At 64.8% G+C, this 19,031-nt stretch carries 16 protein-coding genes; 6 read left to right on the forward strand and 10 right to left on the reverse strand.

The window, feature by feature from the left end:
• The 10 genes from WOC76_RS04570 to WOC76_RS04615 are packed head-to-tail and all read right to left on the reverse strand — an operon-like array spanning window position 1 to window position 11,373.
• Window positions 1-1,557, reverse strand: coding sequence for a DHA2 family efflux MFS transporter permease subunit (locus WOC76_RS04570; RefSeq protein WP_341108639.1), 1,557 nt, complete (start codon window positions 1,555-1,557; stop codon window positions 1-3).
• Complete coding sequence (locus WOC76_RS04575; protein ID WP_341108638.1) at window positions 1,554-2,684, reverse strand: HlyD family secretion protein; 1,131 nt, start codon at window positions 2,682-2,684, stop codon at window positions 1,554-1,556. Before WOC76_RS04575 ends, WOC76_RS04570 begins: the two co-directional genes overlap by 4 nt.
• Before the next feature lie 59 nt (window positions 2,685-2,743).
• Complete coding sequence (locus tag WOC76_RS04580) at window positions 2,744-4,012, reverse strand: cytochrome c oxidase assembly protein (protein WP_341431294.1); 1,269 nt, start codon at window positions 4,010-4,012, stop codon at window positions 2,744-2,746.
• Window positions 4,000-4,446, reverse strand: coding sequence for a hypothetical protein (locus WOC76_RS04585; RefSeq protein WP_341108635.1), 447 nt, complete (start codon window positions 4,444-4,446; stop codon window positions 4,000-4,002). Before WOC76_RS04585 ends, WOC76_RS04580 begins: the two co-directional genes overlap by 13 nt.
• A 4-nt stretch (window positions 4,447-4,450) precedes the next feature.
• The gene (locus WOC76_RS04590) at window positions 4,451-5,041 is read right to left on the reverse strand and encodes a cytochrome c oxidase subunit 3 (protein WP_341108634.1); all 591 of its coding nucleotides are present in this window, start codon (window positions 5,039-5,041) and stop codon (window positions 4,451-4,453) included.
• A complete protein-coding gene (ctaD, locus tag WOC76_RS04595; RefSeq protein WP_341431295.1) occupies window positions 5,034-6,980 on the reverse strand; it encodes a cytochrome c oxidase subunit I in 1,947 nt (648 codons plus the stop codon). Before ctaD ends, WOC76_RS04590 begins: the two co-directional genes overlap by 8 nt.
• A gap of 9 nt (window positions 6,981-6,989) precedes the next feature.
• Window positions 6,990-7,958, reverse strand: coding sequence for a cytochrome c oxidase subunit II (gene coxB / locus WOC76_RS04600; protein WP_341108631.1), 969 nt, complete (start codon window positions 7,956-7,958; stop codon window positions 6,990-6,992).
• Window positions 7,958-8,656 carry a c-type cytochrome gene (locus tag WOC76_RS04605; protein WP_341108630.1) on the reverse strand — a complete coding sequence of 233 codons (699 nt, stop codon included), beginning with the start codon at window positions 8,654-8,656 and terminating at the stop codon, window positions 7,958-7,960. The genes coxB and WOC76_RS04605 overlap by 1 nt, the downstream gene beginning before the upstream one ends.
• Before the next feature lie 10 nt (window positions 8,657-8,666).
• Entirely contained in the window at window positions 8,667-9,491 is an 825-nt protein-coding gene (locus tag WOC76_RS04610; protein WP_445928456.1) for a substrate-binding domain-containing protein, read from the reverse strand.
• A gap of 10 nt (window positions 9,492-9,501) precedes the next feature.
• Entirely contained in the window at window positions 9,502-11,373 is a 1,872-nt protein-coding gene (locus WOC76_RS04615; RefSeq protein ID WP_341431296.1) for a PQQ-dependent dehydrogenase, methanol/ethanol family, read from the reverse strand.
• Between the two features lie 194 nt (window positions 11,374-11,567).
• On the opposite strand from WOC76_RS04615, the gene WOC76_RS04620 reads away from it, so the two are divergent.
• From WOC76_RS04620 to WOC76_RS04645, 6 genes are all read left to right on the forward strand, one after another.
• Window positions 11,568-11,951 (forward strand): hypothetical protein, encoded by a 384-nt coding sequence (locus tag WOC76_RS04620; protein ID WP_341108628.1) that lies wholly within the window; start codon window positions 11,568-11,570, stop codon window positions 11,949-11,951.
• Window positions 11,952-12,291: 340 nt separating this feature from the next.
• Window positions 12,292-13,944, forward strand: a complete 1,653-nt coding sequence (locus tag WOC76_RS04625; RefSeq protein WP_341431297.1) for a SulP family inorganic anion transporter — start codon at window positions 12,292-12,294, stop codon at window positions 13,942-13,944.
• 27 nt (window positions 13,945-13,971) lie between these two features.
• Window positions 13,972-15,969, forward strand: a complete 1,998-nt coding sequence (gene hyfB, locus WOC76_RS04630; protein WP_341108625.1) for a hydrogenase 4 subunit B — start codon at window positions 13,972-13,974, stop codon at window positions 15,967-15,969.
• On the forward strand, window positions 15,966-16,922 hold the full coding sequence (locus tag WOC76_RS04635) for a respiratory chain complex I subunit 1 family protein (protein ID WP_341108624.1): 957 nt from the start codon (window positions 15,966-15,968) through the stop codon (window positions 16,920-16,922). Before hyfB ends, WOC76_RS04635 begins: the two co-directional genes overlap by 4 nt.
• Window positions 16,922-17,584: a hydrogenase-4 component E gene (locus tag WOC76_RS04640; protein ID WP_341431298.1), complete on the forward strand. Its 663-nt coding sequence runs from the start codon at window positions 16,922-16,924 to the stop codon at window positions 17,582-17,584. The genes WOC76_RS04635 and WOC76_RS04640 overlap by 1 nt, the downstream gene beginning before the upstream one ends.
• A complete protein-coding gene (locus WOC76_RS04645) occupies window positions 17,584-19,029 on the forward strand; it encodes a hydrogenase 4 subunit F (RefSeq protein WP_341108623.1) in 1,446 nt (481 codons plus the stop codon). Before WOC76_RS04640 ends, WOC76_RS04645 begins: the two co-directional genes overlap by 1 nt.
• Window positions 19,030-19,031 lie beyond the last annotated feature (2 nt).

Genomic DNA, 19,031 nt, shown 5'->3' on the forward strand with positions numbered 1-19,031 from the left:
TCAATGCGCGGCGGGCGCGGGCGCGCCGAGCGGAATGCGCCGCAGGATCATCGCAAGCGGAATCACCAGCGCCGCGAGCAGCATCAGCGTATAAAACACGTCGATATAGGCGAGCATGGCCGATTGCGTCTCGATCTGCCGTCCGATCCATTGCGTCGCCTGCCGCCGCGCGACCGAGGCCGAGCTTCCGAGCGAGACGAAATAGTCGGTGAGGCGCCGCAAGGCGTCCTGATAGGCGATATTGGAGGGGATGGTCGCTTCGGCGAGGCGGCTCATGTGAAACTGCTGGCGATGCGCCAGCACGTTCTGAGCAAGCGAAACGCCGATGGAGCCCCCGATGTTTCGCGCCACATTGATGAGCGCCGAGGCCTGGTCGGTTTTATGCGGCGGGATTCCATTATAGGAGGCGGCGGTGATCGGAATGAAGATCAGCGGCAGGCCCATGCCGATATAGATGCGCGAGCGCGCAAAGAACCAGAAGTCGAGATCGCCATAGAGCGAAGTGAGATTATACATCGACAGCGCGACGACGCCGGCGCCGATCATGATGAGATATTTGGGCTGCACGCGTCCGCTGAGCCGCCCGACGACGAACATCATGCCCATTGTCACGAGCCCGCCGGGAGAGAGGACGAGGCCGGCGAGCATCGCCGTATAGCCGAAATTCAGCTGCAGCAGTTGCGGCAACATTTGCGTGGTCGAAATCAGGATCGCGCCGATCGCCATCATCACGAAGAAGCAGGAGCCGAACTGCCGGGTCGCGATCATCCTGATGTCCACGACGGGGCTCTCATGCCGGGCTTCCCAGGGGATCATCAGGGCGAATGCAAGGGCGCCGACGGCCGCGAACGCGAGGATGAAGGAGGAGGAAAACCAGTCTTCGATCTCGCCGCGATCGAGCACAACTTCGAGCGAACCGAGAAAGGTCGAGACCAGCACGAATCCGACGATGTCGAAGCGCATGGCGCCGTCGAGCGCGGGCGTCTCCTCGACGACGATGGAGACGAGCGCCGCGGAAAGCAGCCCGATGGGCCCGTTGATGAGAAAGCACCAATGCCAGGAAAAATTGTCCGAAAGCCATCCGCCCAGCGTCGGCCCGACGACGGGCGCGACGACGACCGCGACGCCAAAGAGCGCGAAGCCCTGACCACGCTTATGGGGCGGAAAAGCGTCCGCGAGGATCGACTGCGACACGGGCACCATGCCGCCCCCGCCGAGCCCCTGGAGGATGCGAAAGAAGAGCAGGGAGCGAATGTCCCATGCGAGGCCGCAGAGGATCGAACTCCCGGTGAAAAGCGCAAGGCAGATGAGAAAGAACCGCTTGCGGCCAAGCGCCTTGGCGAGATGGCTGCTCGCCGTCAGCGCCACCGCATTGGAGACGAGATAGGTCGTGACGACCCAGGTCGCTTCATCCGCCGAGACCGCCATGCCGCCGGCGATATAGGGCAAGGCGACATTGGCGATCGTCGTGTCGAGAACTTCCATGAAGGTCGCGACGGAGACCACGATGGCGATGAGCCAGGGATTGCGCTCGCCCCGCCCGCCGGCCGCCGTCACAGGGTGTCCTTCAAACGCTCGTAGAGCGACGGCGCAGCCTCCACGCGCACTGTCGGAACGACAGACATGCCGGGACCGAGCGTCGCGCCGGGGGGCGTCTCTTTCATGGCGATCTTCACCGGAACGCGCTGGACGATCTTCACATAATTGCCGGTGGCGTTCTCCGCGGGCAGCAGCGAAAAGGCGGTCCCCGAGCCCGGCTGAATGGAGACGACGCTTCCTTTGACGCTATGCTCCGGATAGGCGTCGATGCGAATGTCGGCGGGTTGTCCCGGCCGCATGCGATCGAGCTGGGTCTCCTTGAAATTGGCCGTCACCCAAAGCCGGTCGGGGACGAACATGGCGAGACTGGTCCCCGCCTGCGCGAGCTGTCCGACGGCGGCCGTGAGGCGCACGACGCGGCCCGCTTCGGCGGCCGTGACCGTCGTGTAGGACAAATCGAGTTGCGCCTTGTCCCGTTCGGCGCGCGCCTGAGCCACATTGGCCTCGGCGCTGCCGCGCTGCGCCTCGAGCGACTGCACTTTCGCGCGCGCCGACTCGACTCCCTCGGTCGCGCTTCTGCGACGCGCCTCTTCCTGTGCGAGCGTCGACGACGCCTGTTGCTGGCGCTGCACCGTGCCGGTTCCGCGCTGCACCAGCGTTCTTGAACGCTGGGCTTCCTGCTGCGCAAAACGCAGAGCCGCGGAAGATTGCTGCACATTGGCCTGCGAAGCGGCGATCTGCGCCTTTTGCGCCTCGATCTGCGCGTCGAGATTGCGGACGCTCGCTTCGGCGGCGGAAAGCTGCGCCTGCGCCCGGTCGAGCGCGATCCTGTAGTCTCTCGGGTCTATTCTGGCGATGAGCGCGCCGGCGGCGACATGCTGATTGTCCGTCACGGCGACAGCGGTGATATAGCCGGACACTTTCGGCGAGATGGGAAACTGCCGGGCGTCGATGAAGGCGTCGTCCGTGCTTTCGAAATGCGAGGCGTGGTCCCAATAGAGATAGCCCGCGCCCGCGAGCGCCAGCGCCGCCACCACAGACAAAAGGATCGTGAGCGGGCGCCGCCATGTGGCGCGACGGGGCCGCGCTGCGGCGGCCGCATCGACGACGCCAGCCGATCCACGTCGCTCGATTGTCTGTGTCATAATCAAAAGCCTCGCCCTTGATCACTTAACGTGGCGAGGCCGGAAGCCCATGCGGGAGATTACCTCAAAGTATAAAGATAGGCGGCGATGTCGCGACTCTGCTCTTTTGAGATGCCCATATTGGGCATGACGTTACCCGGAACGATCGTCTGCGGGTCCTGCAACCACGCTTCCAGATTTTCGGGCGTGTTTCTCAAGAGCCCCGCAATATAGAGCCGCCGTCCGATGCGGTTGAGCGGCGGGCCCACGAGCCCGTTCGCCCCGTTCACGCCCGGAATGGTGTGGCAGGCGCCGCAGCCGATTGCGGCGATGGCCTCCGCGCCCCTCTGCGGATTTCCGCCCGTATCGTAAATCGTCGCGGCTTCCGCGCCAGAGCCTTCGGGCAAGACGTCGTCGCAGCCCGCGAGCGCCATCGGGAAAAGGAGGCAGAGAAAAAGAGAAAGCTTCGCGCCGGGGGCGCGACGCAAGGCGCGTCTCTCCGCCTCTCCTATCCAGCCGGCGAGGAGCCCTAGAACAGCGGCGAGATAGGCGAGCCCGCCGGGTATCCACATGACGAGGCCTGCGAGTTCCTGGTCTTCGAGCGGCGTCAGCCCGAGGCGCGCGGCTTGCGCGGAATCGATCTGATAGAGCGGCCGCGAGGCCAAAGCGATCAGCGCGCCCGGCAGGCCGCTCATGAGCGCCGCCGTCCCGACGAAGAGCAGCCGCGCGCCATGCCCCGGCGCCCGCCCGCGCACGGGCGCGAGGACCAGGGACCAGAAGCCATAGGCGCCGATGAAGAAGCTTCCATGCTCCAGCGCATGGCCGGACTCGCTGCGCAGCGCCCAGCCATAGAGGCTCGGCATATGCCACAACAGGAAGAGGCCGGTGAAGCACAGCCAGACGGCCACCGGTCCCGCCACGAAACGCGACAGCCTCAGCAGCGCCGAGAGCCCGCGCGCGTTGAGCGCCGGCGCAAGGGCGAGAAGGACGGCCTGCGACGCTCTTGCGGAAACGAAGAGGGGCGCGCAGACCAGCATCAGCACGAGATGCTGCGCCATATGGGTGGAAAACAGCCTTTCGCTCCATTCGCTCGCCGGCGATGCGGTCGCCGCATAGGAAAGAGCGAGCCCGAGCGCGAAACAGGCGCCGCGCCGCGCCCCGATGACGCGGCCAAAGGCGCCGCGCAGGATGATTGTGTGAACGCCCTTTCCATAGAGCAAGGCTCCAAGCGTCAGAATGAGCAGCGCATAGGGATGGGGGCTCCACTGCGCGATGTGGCCCGCATCCGCGAAGGCTTCTCCCGGCGCGGAGGCTGCGGCAAGACAGAGAAGCGGCGTTAGCTTCCGCATCCGGGAACTCCGACGGCCGCGATCGTTCCGAAGAGAATCTGCACGATGAACCAGACGCCCGACCACACGCCCCAGATGGCGAAGAAGCGCGTGCGGCCCTGTCCCGCGTCGAGTAGATCCTCATGGCTTCCGGCCGCTTCCCGGCTCACGCGCCGCCACAGGACAAAAGAGACGACCGTAGCTGCGATGGCGATCACGAGCGCCGCGAGATTGATCGCGAGCAGGCTCGCGTAGAGCCATCCCCACATCGGCGACGCTTTCGGGCTCCAGCTCGGAAAGCAGGCATGGCTCGCGAGCCCATAATTCAAGAGGAGCTGCGCGGACCAGACGAGCGGCGGCGCGAGCAGCGCCGAAAAGAGCGCCGCATCCGGGATACGCGTCCGATGCGGCGCCGGATGTTCGACGCCATAGGCTTTCATGATCTCGTCGGACATTGGCTCATCCCATGTAAGGCGTCAGATAGAAGGTGAAGAAGATCGTCAGCCACACGAGATCGACGAAGTGCCAGTAGAGCGCGGCGATCGAGAGCGCCGCGTGTCTCTCCCGGTCGAAATAGCCGAGCAGGGACCAGAGCAGAACGCATGCGAGCATGAGCGCCCCGACGGCGACATGCGCCATATGGAATCCGGTGGTGACGAAATAGGACGAGCCGTAAGACGTCGAGCTCATCGTGAACGGCTTGTCGCGCCACTCGAAGGCCTGAACGACAAGAAAAATCAGGCCGAGAAGAAGGCCGATCGCCAGCCCGAGCGACTGCCGCCGCGTTCTCCCCCGCGCGGCGCTGTTCTCCCCCCACCAGACGAAAACGCTGCTCAGCAGGAGAATGACCGTGTTGGGCGCGGCCAGCCGCAGGCTCGGCGTCTCGGGGATCCAGACGCGGCCGTATTGGACGACGAAGTAATAGTAGATGAAGAGGAGATAGGCGAAGAGCGAGCCCTCCGTCATCACGACGGTCGTCATGCCCCACCATCCGAAGGTCTTGTGGCCGACGCTGCCGACGGGAAGGCGCATGAGCGGGGCGTCATGCATGGCGCCGCTCCGAAATCTGACCCATCTCGCGCCGGGGCCAGAGCCAGGCGAGAACGGCGGCGAGGAGCAAAAGCGCGAGGATCGCGGCGGCGATCCAGGCGTGGACGAGCGCCGCCGCTCCGAGCGCCGTCGCGGCGAGCGCCGTGAGGAGCGGCGCGAGCGTGTCCTCCGGCATTTTTTGAATGAGCTCGGGCTCGGCGTCGAGGGCGGATGTGGACAGCATTTCCTTGCCTTCGTCCAGCGCCATGCCCCGCTGGATCGAGGAATGTTCGCCGCTCTCCCGCAGATCCCTTTCCCAGAGCGGATGCCGGCTGGCGACCGCAGGGATGACGGCGAAGTTATAAGGGGGCGGCGGCGAAGGCGTCGCCCATTCAAGCGTCGGGCCGCCCCATGGATTCGGCCCCGCCGGCGCGCCATGGCGGCGGCTCACCAGGACATTGACGAGAAGGAGCAGAACGCCCGCCGCGAGAATGAAGGCGCCGATGGTCGTCACGACATTGACGGCGGTCCAGCCGAGGCCCTCGGGATAAGTGTAAATGCGCCGCGGCATGCCCGCGAGGCCCGTCCAGTGCATGGGCAAGAAGGCGATGTTGAACCCCAGGAAGACGGTCCAGAAGTTCCAGCGGCCGAGCCGCTCGTCGAGGAGGCGCCCGGTCATCTTGGGGAACCAGACATAGAGCCCGCCCATGACCGCGAGCACATTGATGCCGATCAGGACGTAATGGAGATGCGCGACGACGAAATAGGTGTCGGTGAGCTGCTGGTCGCTCGGCGCGGCCGCGGTCATGACGCCGGAGACGCCGCCGATCGTGAACATCACGATGAATCCGGCGAAGAAGAGGAAGGCGGTGGAGAGCACGGGCCGCCCCGTCCAGATGGTGGCGATCCATGCGAAGACGCCGACGGCGCTCGGCACGGTGATGACGAACGAGGCGGCGCTGAAGAAGGAAAGGGCGAGGAAGGGAATGCCTGTCGCGAACATGTGATGCAGCCAGACGCCGAAGCCCATCACCATCGTCGCGACGGTCGCGAGGACGACGACCGTATAGCCGACGAGCGGGCGCCGGCAGAAGATCGGCAGCGCATCCGAGACGATGCCCATCGCCGGAAGAACGACGACATAGACCCAAGGGTGCGCGAATATCCAGAAGAGATGCTGCCATAAAAGCGGCTGGCCCTGTCCCGACGGATCGAAGAAATGCGTGCCGAACTGCCGATCCGTCCACAGGAGGAAAAAGGCGAGGCTGACCGCCGGGACGGAGAAGAGAATGCCGAAGGATGTCGTCACCGTTCCCCATGTGAGGATCGGGACCCGGTTGATCGACATGCCGGGGGCGCGCGCGCGAAGAAAGGTGACGACGAAATTCGCCGCGCCCGCCGTCGAGGAGACGCCGAACAGGATCATGCCGATGGCGTAGAAATCCATGTTCGGTCCGGGATTGTAGCGCGTGAGGGCGTAGGGAACGTAATTGAACCAGCCATCGTTCGGGCCATAACCGATGACGAAGCCCGCGTAGATGAAGAGGCCCGAGAAAAGATAAATCCAGTAGGAGAAGGCGTTCAGCCTCGGAAAGGCCATGTCGCGCGCGCCGAGCAGCAAGGGAAAGAGATAGACGCTGAAGCCCGAGAGCACCGGCTGGGCGTAGAGGAAGATCATGGTGAGGCCGTGCATCGAGAAGAGCTGGTCATATTGCTCCGGCGTCAGCAGGGTCTTGTTCGGCCCCGCGAGCTGCAGGCGCATGACGAGCGCCTCGACGCCGCCGAGCATTAAAAAAAGAAAAGCGGTCGCGATGTAGCGCTTGCCATATTCCTTGTGATCGACGGTCGAGAGCCAACCTTTCAGTCCCGGCTCGCCTTCCCAGATATGCGTGAGCCTGTCGCGCGCCGGCGCGCCCGATTGTTCGAGTTCAAGGGAGCGGTCATAGTCGGCGACAGCCATGCGCTTTTCCTACTTCAGGCTTTCCACATAGCGGCGGATCGCGGTGAGCTCCGACGCCTGGAGCTCCAGCGTCGGCATCTTGTTTCCGGGCTTGATGCGCTGGGGATCGGCGATCCAGCCGGTCAGGGTCGCCGTCGTGTTTTGCAGCGTGTTGGACGCGATGCCGCTGCGAGTGGCGACATGGGTCAGATCGGGTCCGAGCTTCCCGCCCGCGAGCGTCCCGCGCACCGTATGGCAGGCGCCGCAGCGCGCCTGAAACATCGCCTCGCCCGCCGCAAGATCGCCCTGTTGCTTCGGGGCGGCGCGCAACTGCGCCGCGCGCCAGGCGGCGAAGGCGTCGGGCGTCTCGGCGATGACGACGATCGCCATATGCGCGTGCTGGCGGCCGCAATATTCGGCGCATTGGCCGCGATAGACGCCGGCCATCTGCGCCTCGAACCAGGTCACGTTGGTCTGATTGGGGATGAGATCGATTTTCTCGCCCAGCGCCGGGACCCAGAAGGAATGGATCACGTCCTGCGTATGCACCTCGAGACGCACGGGCGCGCCGGTCGGGATATGCGCCTCGTTCGCTGTGTCGAAGATTTGCGACGGATCGTCGCTTTTGTAGCGAAACTGCCACCACCATTGATGGCCAGTCACTTCGATCGTGAGCGCCGCCTCACGCGGCGGCCTGTTGATCGCGGCCATCGTGTAGGCGTTCCACGCCATGGCGCCGAAGAGGGCGAGCGTCGAGAGCGCGACCCCGACCGTGATCCAGGACAGACCGCCGCCGCGTCGCGCGATCGGTTCCCGCCCCGTCGCCTGCGCGTCGAGAGAGGTGCGCCGCATGACGACGCCCGCCGCCGTCAGCAGCGCGATGATGGCGACGACCGCAATGGAGAGCACAAGCAGCGCCCATGTAAGGAGCGAGATCGTTGCGGCCTTGTCGCCGAAGGCCTCGAGATAGTTCATCGGCGGCGAGGCGGGCGTCGGCATCAGCGCGTCTCGTTCGGTTTCTGGCCGAAGCTGAAACGCTCGGTCTCGCTCCAGGGCGTCGCCGTCTTCGAAAACTCAGCGGGAACCTGCTCGATTTTCAGCGCCTCGCGGGAGACGGTCTTGCCCCATGTCGGCGCGGGATCGCGGCTGATGCTGTGAATATAGGCGACGAGATCCCAGATGACGTTTTCGGGGAGCATCGCGCCCCATGAGGGCATGCCGTTCGGACGCCCCTGATAAATGCTGAGATAGATATTCTGGGGCTCGCCGCCATAGATGAAGAAACTGTTGCTGAGCGAGGGCCCCATGCCGCCCCCGGCGTTAGGCGCGTGACAGCCGCTGCAATTGAACATGTTGAAATAGCCCATCCCGCGTTGAATGGCTTCGGGGTCGCCGCCGACGGGATTTTTCATCGCGGGGCTCGGGCCGGTGTTCCCCGGCAGCAGCCTCGAGACGGGCGCCTCCAGAACCTCGCGGGCGCTGGGGTAGGGGAGGATGGCCGCAATCGGCGCCGACGGCGGGGCGGGCTGCGCAATCGCCGGCGGAGGCTGCGGCTGTGGCGGCGCCTCTTGCGGCGCGGGTTGCGCCGGTTGCGGCTGCCTTAGCGGCGTGTGTCGCACGGGCCGCCCCTGCGAGGGGAAGGCCGTAAACGTCACGGCTGCGACGAGAGCGAGGAGACCGGGACGCCGCATGGCCATGATCGTTCCTCTAGCGAGCGCCCGCGGGCGCGAGAGGTATTCCATAGCTTGTGAGCAGCGCCGCGATCTCGGGACTCTTCTGCGCGATGATCTCGTCGAGCCGCTTTTTCAGTCCGGCGTCGCCCTTGCGCACGCCCATGGAAATGTCGAAGGAAAATTGCAGCGGCGCGAAGTCCTTGCCGTCTGCAATCGGCACGATCCGCAATGGAACCGGCGAGGTGAGAGCCGCATAGCCGGCGAGCGGCCCCCAGGCGGCGGCAAGCTCGACATCGCCTTTCTCCACCGCTTCGATCAGCCGCGCGGGCGGCGTGGCGTCGCGATAATCGCCGTAGAGCGTGTAGCCGATGACATTGCCCACGATCCCCTGTTCGCCCAGCGCATGGACGGGCGGCGAATTCATGCCGTCGTCTCCGAAGAGATGCACGCCGATCTTCAGGCTGCGGAGGCGGGGATCCTTAAGCGACGCGACATCGATGTTGCGGTCTTCTCTCGAGACGAAGACATAGCTCGAACGGTAATAGGGCCGCGTCGTTTCGACGGGGTCGTAATGCGCGGGAACGCCCATGACGACGTCGCAAAGCCCCGCCTTGAGCGTGTTGCGGATGAAGCCGCGGCGCTGCGCCCACCATGTGTAGGAGACCTTCGCGCCCATCTCTCGCGCCACGAGTTCCGCAAGCCTGTTTTCAAGCCCCCTCCCATCCGCGTCGGAGAAGGGGAGATTGTTGGGATCGGCGCAGACGCGCAGCATGGCCGGCTCGCCGCCTGCAGCGTGGACGGCCGCAAGGACGAGCGCCACTCCTGCGCATCCAGAGAGAAGAGTGTACGAGACGCGCATGGAAAGGCCCTCACTGCGCCGGAGGCTGGGGGGACGCGGCGCCGGCCGCGTCATGCCCGTCGCCGAGCGAGAAGACGAGCAGCGCGCTGCCCCCGACGGTGTAGAGGGGCAGGTCCTGCATCGCGCCCGTGAAGCCCAGCGCGCCATTGCGCACGCGCGGATCGATCTCGGCGTTGGCGATGACGCCGGGCCAGCCGCCGACGCCGGAGAGGATCGCAACATATTGCGCGCCGTCACGCCCCTGATAGGTGACAGGCTGTCCGACGAAGCCCGAGGGGCCGCGAAACTGCCACAGAAGCTGACCGCTTCGGGCGTCGACGGCTTTGAACAGGCGGTCCATCGTCGCGTAGAAGACCACATCGCCCGCCGTCGCCAGCGCGCCGCTCCAGACGGGAAGCTGTTCGGCGATCGACCAGGTCTTGGCGCGTTTGACCGGGTCCCAGGCCAGAAGTTCGCCGCGATGGCCGCCGGGTCCCGCATACATGTCCACCGTTGCGCCGACGAAAGGCGTGCCGGCGATGTAGCTGACCTCGCTCGTGCTGAAATTGGCGCACAGATGCTGGTGCGGAACATAGAGAAGCTTCGTTCGCGGCGACCAGGCCATCGGCTGCCAGTCCTTGGCGCCGGGCGGCGCCGGACAGATGTTCTGGACGGTCTTGTCGAGGACGGGCTTCAGCGCCTCATTGGGTTCGATGCGGCCGCTTTTCAGATCGACGCCCTTGTAGACGGTCACCGTATCGTAAGGGTCCGCCGACAACACTTCGCCGGTCGCGCGGTCGATGACATACATGTAGCCGTTGCGACCGGGATGAATGAGAACCTTGCGGGCGCCGCCGCCGATCTCGAGATCGAGCAGCATGTTCTCGTTGATCTCGTCATGATCCCACAGATCGTGCGGGCTCATCTGATAGGCCCATTTCGCCTGTCCGCTATCGGCGTCGCGGGCGAAGACGGTGCTCGTCCAGAGATTGTCGCCGGGCCGCTGATTGGAGTTCCAGGGCCCCGGATTTCCGGTGCCGTAATAGACGAGGTTCGTTTCGGGATCGTAGGAGAGCCAGCCCCAAACCGTTCCGCCGCCGATGCGCCAGTGATCGGCGGGCCAGCTCGTCGCGCCGAGGTCCTTGCCCTTCATCCAGTCGTAATGCGGCTTGAAATCCGCGCCGATCAGCGCCTCGGCGTCGGGGCCGGTGGAATAGGCGCGCCAGGCGATCTTGCCGCTCGCCTGATCGACGGCGGTGAGCCAGCCGCGCACGCCCATTTCGCCGCCGCTGTTGCCTGCGAGCACTTTGCCCTTCACTGCAAGCGGCGCCATTGTGATCGTTTCGCCGAGATTGATGTCGCCGAGCTTCGTGACCCAGAGTTCCTTGCCGCTTAGCGCGTCGAGCGCGACCATATGATCGTCGAGCGTGTTGAGAAAGATCTTGCCACTGTCATAGGCGAGGCCGCGGTTGACGACGTCGCAGCAGGCCACGCCTTTCGCCGCCGGGTCGGGCTTTGGGGCATAGGACCATTTTAATTCGCCCGTCACGGCGTCGAGCGCGAACACCTGATTGGGGTGCGGACCGTCATAGGGCCCGACGACATACATCACGCTGTCGATGACCAGCGGCGCCGCCTCCTGACCGCGCGCGGCGCCGATCGAGAACGACCAGGCGAGTTTCAATCGGGCGACATTGCCCGCGTTGATCTGGTCGAGCGCGCTGAAGCGGGTGTTGGCGTAATCGCGCGGGGCCATCGGCCAGTTGCGCGCGTCCGAGGAAAGCGCGGCGAGCGACTGCTGGGCGACGGCCGCACCGGCAAACGCCGCGCTCGCCAACAGGGCGACGCCCAGACGCGTCGCCGCGACTGAAGCGACAGTCGCAAGCGAGGGGATCTCGAGCATCGCCGCCTCTCATTTCAAAACAAGACAATCAGGCCGTCGGAAATGGCTTTGCGGCAGGTAGCGCGCGCCGCAGGGCTGGCGAGCAGAGCAATGGCCGCGCGCCTCGATTTGAAGTTGACGGCTGGTTGCCGCATGGCGCGGGGCCGCCAGTTAAGGGGCGTTCGCCGCGCCGCAAAAGGAAGGAGCCTGGAATCATGACGCAGGAAAAAACGATGAAGGCGCCGGCCTCGGCCGAGACGATCGTCAACGGGCTTGGCTGGTTCTCGCTCGGTCTGGGTCTTATCGAGGTTTTCGCGCCGGGGAGTCTCGCCAGGCCGCTCGGCATGGAGCGGCAATCGTCGCTGCTGCGCACTTATGGACTGAGAGAAATCATCGCCGGCCTCGGCATTCTCATGTCCCGCCGGCCAACAGCATGGCTCTGGGCCCGGGCGTTCGGCGATGTTCTGGATATGGCCACAGTCGCGCCAAAGCTCGGCAGCCGCGAGGGGAGCGTGCGGAAAGCCAACGGCCTCGCGGCGATGGCGATCGGCCTCGTCGCGGCGCTCGACGTCTATTACGCCATGAATTCAGCCCGCTAGGCAAAGAGCGTCAGGCCCGGGGCCTTGCCTTGTCCGGGCCGATCCTTTTGCAGGCGGCGCGAGCGCCCATTTCAGAAAAACTTCGGAAATGTTTTCCGCAGGTGCGAAAAACTTCTGAAACAGCCTCTTGCAAGGTTGGCCTCAGCCCATGGACTCGCGGCCGGTAGAGATAAGGCCGTGCGCGAATTTCGATGGCGATCATCGGTCCCCGTCGCGGGGGCTGAGCGTCTCGCGCCTCTCCGGCCGGGGACGACGCCTGCGGCGCCGAGCCGGGCGGAAAAATGGTTGCGACGCGTTGCTGCCGCGCCTGGCTTCGTTTCTCGTAGAAGGTTCGCCAACAATGAACGTCTCTGTCCGACCCGACGACGTCGCCCTGCCAAAGAATGGCTTGTCCGCCCTCGCGGAGCATTGGCGCGCCGACATTCTGTCGGGATTTCTCGTCTTCCTGATCGCGCTGCCGCTGTGCCTCGGCATCGCCATGGCCTCGGGCTTCCCACCCCAGGCGGGCATCATCTCCGCCATCGTCGGCGGGCTCCTCGTGTCGCGGATCAATGGGTCTTTCATTACGATCATGGGCCCCGCGGCGGGCCTCATCGTCGTCATCCTGGATTCGGTTCAGGAACTCGGGGAGGGAGACGCAGCGGCGGGCTACCGCTATACGCTCGCTGCGATCGTCTTTGCGGGGCTGATCCAGATTCTCATGGGCGTAATGAAGGCGGGCAAGATGAGCGCCTTCTTTCCGTCCTCGGCGGTCCACGGGATGCTCGCCGCGATCGGCATCATCATCATCGCCAAGCAGATTCATGTCATGCTCGGCGTGAAGCCCGACGCCCAGACCCTGTTCCAGACCATCGGCGCCATCCCTGCGAGCGTGAGGGACATGAATCCGGAAGTCGCCATCATCGGCGTCATCGGCCTCATCATTCTGACGCTCTGGACGCTTGTCGCGAATACGCGGCTCCGGGTCGTTCCGGCGCCGCTGCTCGTCGTGCTCGTGGGCATGGCGCTCGCGAAATATTTCGATCTCGAAGACGAGCACAAATATCTCTTTCTGCCCGACGCGGTGTTCCTGCCGCATCACGAATTCACCATCGGGCCGAAATTCCTCGTCACCCTGCCGCAGAACTTTCTCGCCGGATTCTCCTTCCCCGACTTTCACCAGGTCGGACGGATGGTTTTCTGGCAGCAGGTTTTCGCCATCGCCCTCGTCGGCAGCCTTGAGAGTCTGCTCAGCGCCGCGGCGGTCGACAAGCTCGATCCCCTGAAGCGCGTTTCCGATCTCAACCGCGACGTCGCGGCCGTGGGCGTCGGCAATACGATTTGCGGGCTGATCGGCGGCCTGCCGATGATCGCGGAGATCGTCCGCAGCTCCGCCAATGTGAACAATGGCGCGCGCACCGGCTGGGCGAATTTCTTCCACGGCCTGTTCCTGCTCGTCTTCGTGGCGCTGTTTCCCAAGCTGATCCACGAAATTCCGCTCGCCTCCCTCGCGGCGCTGCTGGTCTTCACCGGCTACCGGCTCGCCTCGCCGCGCGAATTCAGGAAGACGCTCGAAATCGGCTGGGACCAGCTCGGCGTCTTCGTCATCACCATTATCGGCGTTCTCGCGACCGATCTTCTGGTCGGCGTGGCGATCGGCGTCGTCGCCGAACTCGTGTTCCACTTCTGGCGCAGCATCGATTGGCGCAATGTGGTCAGGCTCAGCCGTACAATCGAGGAGCGGGAGCCGGGCGTCTTCCATGTCCAGGTGGCCGGCGCCGCTTTTTTTGGCAACTTTCTTGCATTGAAAGGCGACCTCGCGACGATCCCGCCGGGCCGGACGGTCATCTTCGATCTCTCCGGCACGTCGACGATCGACCACACTGTCATGGAGAATCTGCATCACTTCTGCGACGACTATCGGGGCAAGGGCGGCCACGCCGAGATCAGGGGTCTCGATCAGCTCGTTGCAAGCTCGAAGCATCCGCTGGCGCCGCGCAAGCGCGCCGCCTAGGCGCCCAGGCGCCGGGAAGGACGGTCAATGTTGCTGCAATTTGCGCTTTTCTGCGTCGTCGCCCTGTTTGGCGCCGGCGCGATGTCACTCTATTGGCGCGCGCGGGCGGACGTGCAGAGCCTGGTCTACGGGTTGAGCGGCGGTCTGTGCGGGGCGATCTTTCTCGCGGCGGTCGCGCCGAGGGGCGCCGATGCGTTGACGACGACGCTGCCGCTGGGCGTTCCGTGGATCGGCATGCACTTCCGGCTCGATTCCCTGAGCGCATTCTTCCTCGCCGTCGTCGATCTCGGCGGCGCCGCGGCGAGCGCCTATGCCATCGGATATGGCGCGCACGAAAAAGATCCCATGCGCATCCTACCGTTCTTTCCAGCCTTCATCGCCGCGATGAACATGGTGGTTCTCGCCGACGACGCCTTCACTTTCCTCGTCGCCTGGGAGTTCATGTCGCTGACTTCCTTCGCGCTGGTGATTGCCCATCACCATCAGGCGGAAAACCGGGCGGCCGCCTATATCTATCTGCTCATGGCGAGTTTCGGCACGCTCTGCCTGCTCATGGCCTTCGGTCTTTTGGCCGGCGCCGCCGGCGCCTATGACTTCGCGTCCATCCGCGCCGCCGAGCTCGATCCCTGGAAGAAGGGCCTGGCGCTCGCCCTCGTCACGCTCGGCGCCGGCTCAAAGGCGGGCCTCGCGCCCTTGCATATCTGGCTGCCGCTCGCCCATCCCGCCGCGCCGAGTCATGTCTCGGCGCTGATGAGCGGCGTGATGACCAAGGTCGCGATTTACGGCTTCATCCGCATCGTCTTCGATCTTCTGGGGCCGCCTGCCTTCTGGTGGAGCGTCCATCCGCTGGTCTTCGGAGCCGCCAGCGCGCTCGTCGGCGTTCTGTTCGCAACCGTGCAGAGCGATTTGAAGAAGCTCCTGGCGTACAGCACGATCGAGAACGTCGGGATCATTTTCATCGCGCTTGGCCTCGCGCTCGCCTTCAAGGCGAATGGCCAGACGCTCGCCGCGGCGCTCGCCTTCACCGCCGCGCTGTTTCATGTCTTCAACCACTCCTTGTTCAAGGGCGCGCTGTTCTTCGGCGCGGGCGCCGTGCTCGGCGCGACCGGCGAGAGGAACATCGAGCGTCTGGGCGGCCTGATCCGATCCATGCCCAAAACCGCCTTCGTGTTTCTGGGCGCCTGCCTCGCCATCGCGGCGCTTCCGCCGCTCAATGGCTTCGTCTCCGAATGGCTGATCTTTCAGGCGATCCTGCTCAGCCCCACGCTGCCGCAATGGGTGTTGAAACTCACGATCCCCGCCGTCGGCGTGACGCTCGCGCTGAGCGCGGCTCTTGGAGCCGGGGCCTATGTGCGCGCCTTCGGCGTCGTGTTTCTCGGGCGCCCGCGTTCGGAGGCCGCGAAGGGGGCGCGCGAAACCGATCGATGGTCGCTCGGCGCGATGTCGGCGATGGTGTTTCTATGTCTGCTCGCGGGCGTTCTGCCGAGCCTCATGATCGACACCATCTCGCCGGCGGCCGCGGCCTATGTCGGCGGGCGCATGCCGGCGCAGAGCCAGATCGGCTGGCTCTCCATCGCCCCGATCGCCGAAAGCCGCAGCTCCTATAACGGCTTCCTCGTCCTCGCCTTCATCCTCCTGTCGTCGCTGGGCGCCATGCTGACGATCAGGTCGATCTGGCCGCGTCCCCTGCGCCGCGCGCCGCCTTGGGACTGCGGCTACATAGACCCCTCGCCCTTCACGCAATACACCGGCAGCAGCTTCGCGCAGCCGGTCCGGCGCACCCTCGGGAATATCGCTTTCTCGGTGAAGGAGCGGCTCGACATGCCAGCGCCCGGCGACACGCGCGCCGCGCATTTTACGATCGACATTGGCGATCGTTTCATCGCCTATCTGTACGAACCGCTGGGCGAGGCCGTGAACTTCTGCGCAAAGCGGCTCAATTTCGTGAGCTTCCTGTCCATCCAGGAATATCTCGCGCTCGTCTTCGCCGCCCTCGTCCTCATGCTCGTCATCGTGGCGCTATGATCGGCTTTCTCTTCGATTTCATCGCGCAGGGCGCGCAAATGGCGCTGGTGCTGGCGCTCTCGCCGGTGCTGATCGGCTTCACCCGCAAGGTCAAGGCGCGTCTGTTGCGCCGGCGGGGCGCGCCGATCCTCCAGCCCTGGTACGATCTCATCCGTCTTTTCCGCAAGGAGACGGTGCTCGCCGAGGATGCGTCCTGGCTCTACCGCGCCGCGCCCTACATCATCTTCGCGACGACCTGGGTCGCGGCCTCCCTCGTTCCGACCTTCGCGACCGGCCTGATGTTCAGCTGGACGGCGGATCTCATCGCGCTCGCCGCGCTGCTGGGCGCTGGCCGCTTCTTCCTGGCCCTCGCCGGAATGGACGTCGGCACGAGTTTCGGCGGCATCGGCGCGAGCCGCGAGATGATGTTCGGCTCTCTCGCCGAACCCGCGACGATCATGATCGCCTTCGTCGTCTCGCTGATCGCGGGTTCGACGCAGCTCTCCGAGGTCGCGGCCTATATGGCGTCCGACTTTTCGCTGCGCGTCTCGGTGCTTTTCGCCCTCATCGGCCTCGTCATCGTCGCCATCGCCGAGAACGGCCGCATCCCCGTCGACAATCCGGCGACGCATCTCGAGCTGACGATGGTGCATGAGGCGATGATCCTCGAATATTCGGGACGCCATCTCGCAATCATCGAACTGGCCGCGGCGCTCAAGCTGCTGCTTTATGTTTCGCTCATTGGCTGCGTCTTCTTTCCCTTCGGCCTCGCGCCGCATGACGCCGGCCTCGCCGCCATGGGCGTCGGCGTGCTGGCCTATGTCGCCAAGCTCGCCGTCGGAGGGTTCCTTCTCGCCTTCTTCGAGGTTTCGACCGCGAAGATGCGGGTCTTCCGCGTGCCGGACTTCCTGGGGGCCGCGCTGATGCTCGGCCTTCTCGGCACGTTTCTCGTCTTCGTCACGCGGAGCCTTTGATGGCCCATCTCTCGCTCGATATCGCACAGCTGCTTGCGGGCTCGCTGGTGCTGGTGAGCTTCATGCTCCTTTATCAGGACCGGCTCTCGGGACTGATCAATATCTTCGCCCTGCATGCCTTCGTTCTGGCGCTCTCCGTCGCCTGGCAGGCCTATGTGCAGCAGGCGCCGCATCTTTACGTCACAGCGGGCATCGCCCTCGTCTTCAAGGCGATCGTCATCCCCTTCAGCCTGCGCGCCATCATCAAGCGTCTGCGCATTCACCGGACGGTGGAGATCGTCGGCGGGATCGGCTGGACGATGTTGATCGGCATGTTCCTCATGGCGCTGTCGCTCGTCGTCATGCTGCCGGCGACGGCGGCGGCCGATCCCTTCGCGCGCGAGGATCTGGCCTTCGCGCTCGCCATCGTGCTTCTGGGCCTGCTCATGATGGTGACCCGGCGCAACGCCGTAAGCCAGATCATCGGCTTCATGTCGCTGGAAAACGGCCTGATCCTCGCCGCCGCGGGCGCCGACGGCATGCCGCTCGTCGTCGAGATCAGCGTCGCCCTGTCCGTCCTTGTCGCCTTCATCGTCATCGGAGTGTTTCTGTTCCGCATTCGCGAACGCTTCGATACGGTTGATCTTTTCGAACTTGATCGCGTCCGGGGGGAGCGCCGCTGATGCCGGAATTCCTGATGTTGTCCAATGCTCTGGTGGTTATTCCGGCGACCGCCGCCGCCATCCTCGCCTTCGAGCCCGACTACAAGCGCGCCGCGCAGATCAACATGGCGGCTTCCGGCGCGACGCTCGTCTTCGCCCTGCTGCTCCTCCTGAAGGGAAGTGAGACGGGCAGCTTTCTCTTCGTCGACGATCTCAACATCGTCTTCGTCGTGCTCTCGACCTTCGTCGGCCTGACGACGAGCGTCTTCAGCGCGAGCTACATTCGTCACGAAATGGAGACCGGCCGGCTGTCGGCCGGCAATCTGCGTTTCTATCACGCAATGTATCAGACGCTCATGTTCTCGATGAACCTCGCGCTGCTCGCGAGCAACATCGGGCTGATGTGGGTTTCCGTGGAGGTCGCGACGCTGACGACGGTGATGATGGTCGGCGTCTACCGCACCCGCGACTCGCTCGAGGCGGCTTGGAAATATTTCATTCTCGGCAGCGTCGGCATTGCGCTGGCGCTCTTTGGCACGATCCTCGTCTATATGGCGGCCGAGCCGGTCTTGGGACAGGGCTATGACGCGATGGTCTGGTCGTCGCTGATGCAGCAGGCCGCCCATTTCAGCCCCCGGCTGCTCAATGTCGCCTTCGTCTTCCTCATGCTCGGCTACGGCACCAAGGTCGGCCTCGCGCCCATGCACGCCTGGCTTCCCGACGCCCATGCGGAAGGCCCGACGCCGATCTCCGCGGTTCTCTCCGGCCTGCTGCTGAATGTCGCGCTCTACGCCGTTCTGCGCTTCAAGATGCTGCTGACGGCGAACGCCATGGCCATCACGCCGGGGCCGATGCTGATCACGCTCGGCCTCGCCTCGGTGCTCTTTTCTGCCTTCATGCTCTATCGCCGCGACGACGTGAAACGGCTCTTCGCCTATTCCTCGATCGAACACATGGGCGTCATCGCCTTCGCCTTCGGCGTCGGCGGGCCGCTCGCAAATTTCGCCGGCCTGCTTCATATGGCGATGCACAGCCTCACCAAGTCGGCGATCTTCTTCGCCGTCGGCCAGATCGCCCAGGCCAAGGGAACGCAGAAGATCGCCGACATCCGCGGGCTGACCCAGAGCCATCCGCTGCTCGGCTGGGGGCTCGTTGTCGGCGTGATGGCGATTTGCGGGATGCCGCCGCTCGGCGTCTTCATGAGCGAATTTCTCGTCGTGAGTTCGGCATTCTCTCGCGCGCCCTGGCTCGCGGCGCCGCTCGTGCTCGGTCTGCTCGTCGCTTTCGGCGCCTTGCTCATGCGGCTCATCGGCATGGCCTTCGGAGAGCCCTCGAAAAGCGTCGGCGAAGTCGAGGCCTCCTCCATTCCGCTTTTCGCTCATCTCGCGCTCGTGCTCGTGGCCGGGCTTTATCTGCCCGCCTATCTCGTCAGCTGGTTCGAAAATGTTGCGCGTCAGCTGGGCTAGGC

The organism is Methylocystis sp. IM3 (assembly GCF_038070105.1).
Lineage (GTDB): Bacteria > Pseudomonadota > Alphaproteobacteria > Rhizobiales > Beijerinckiaceae > Methylocystis.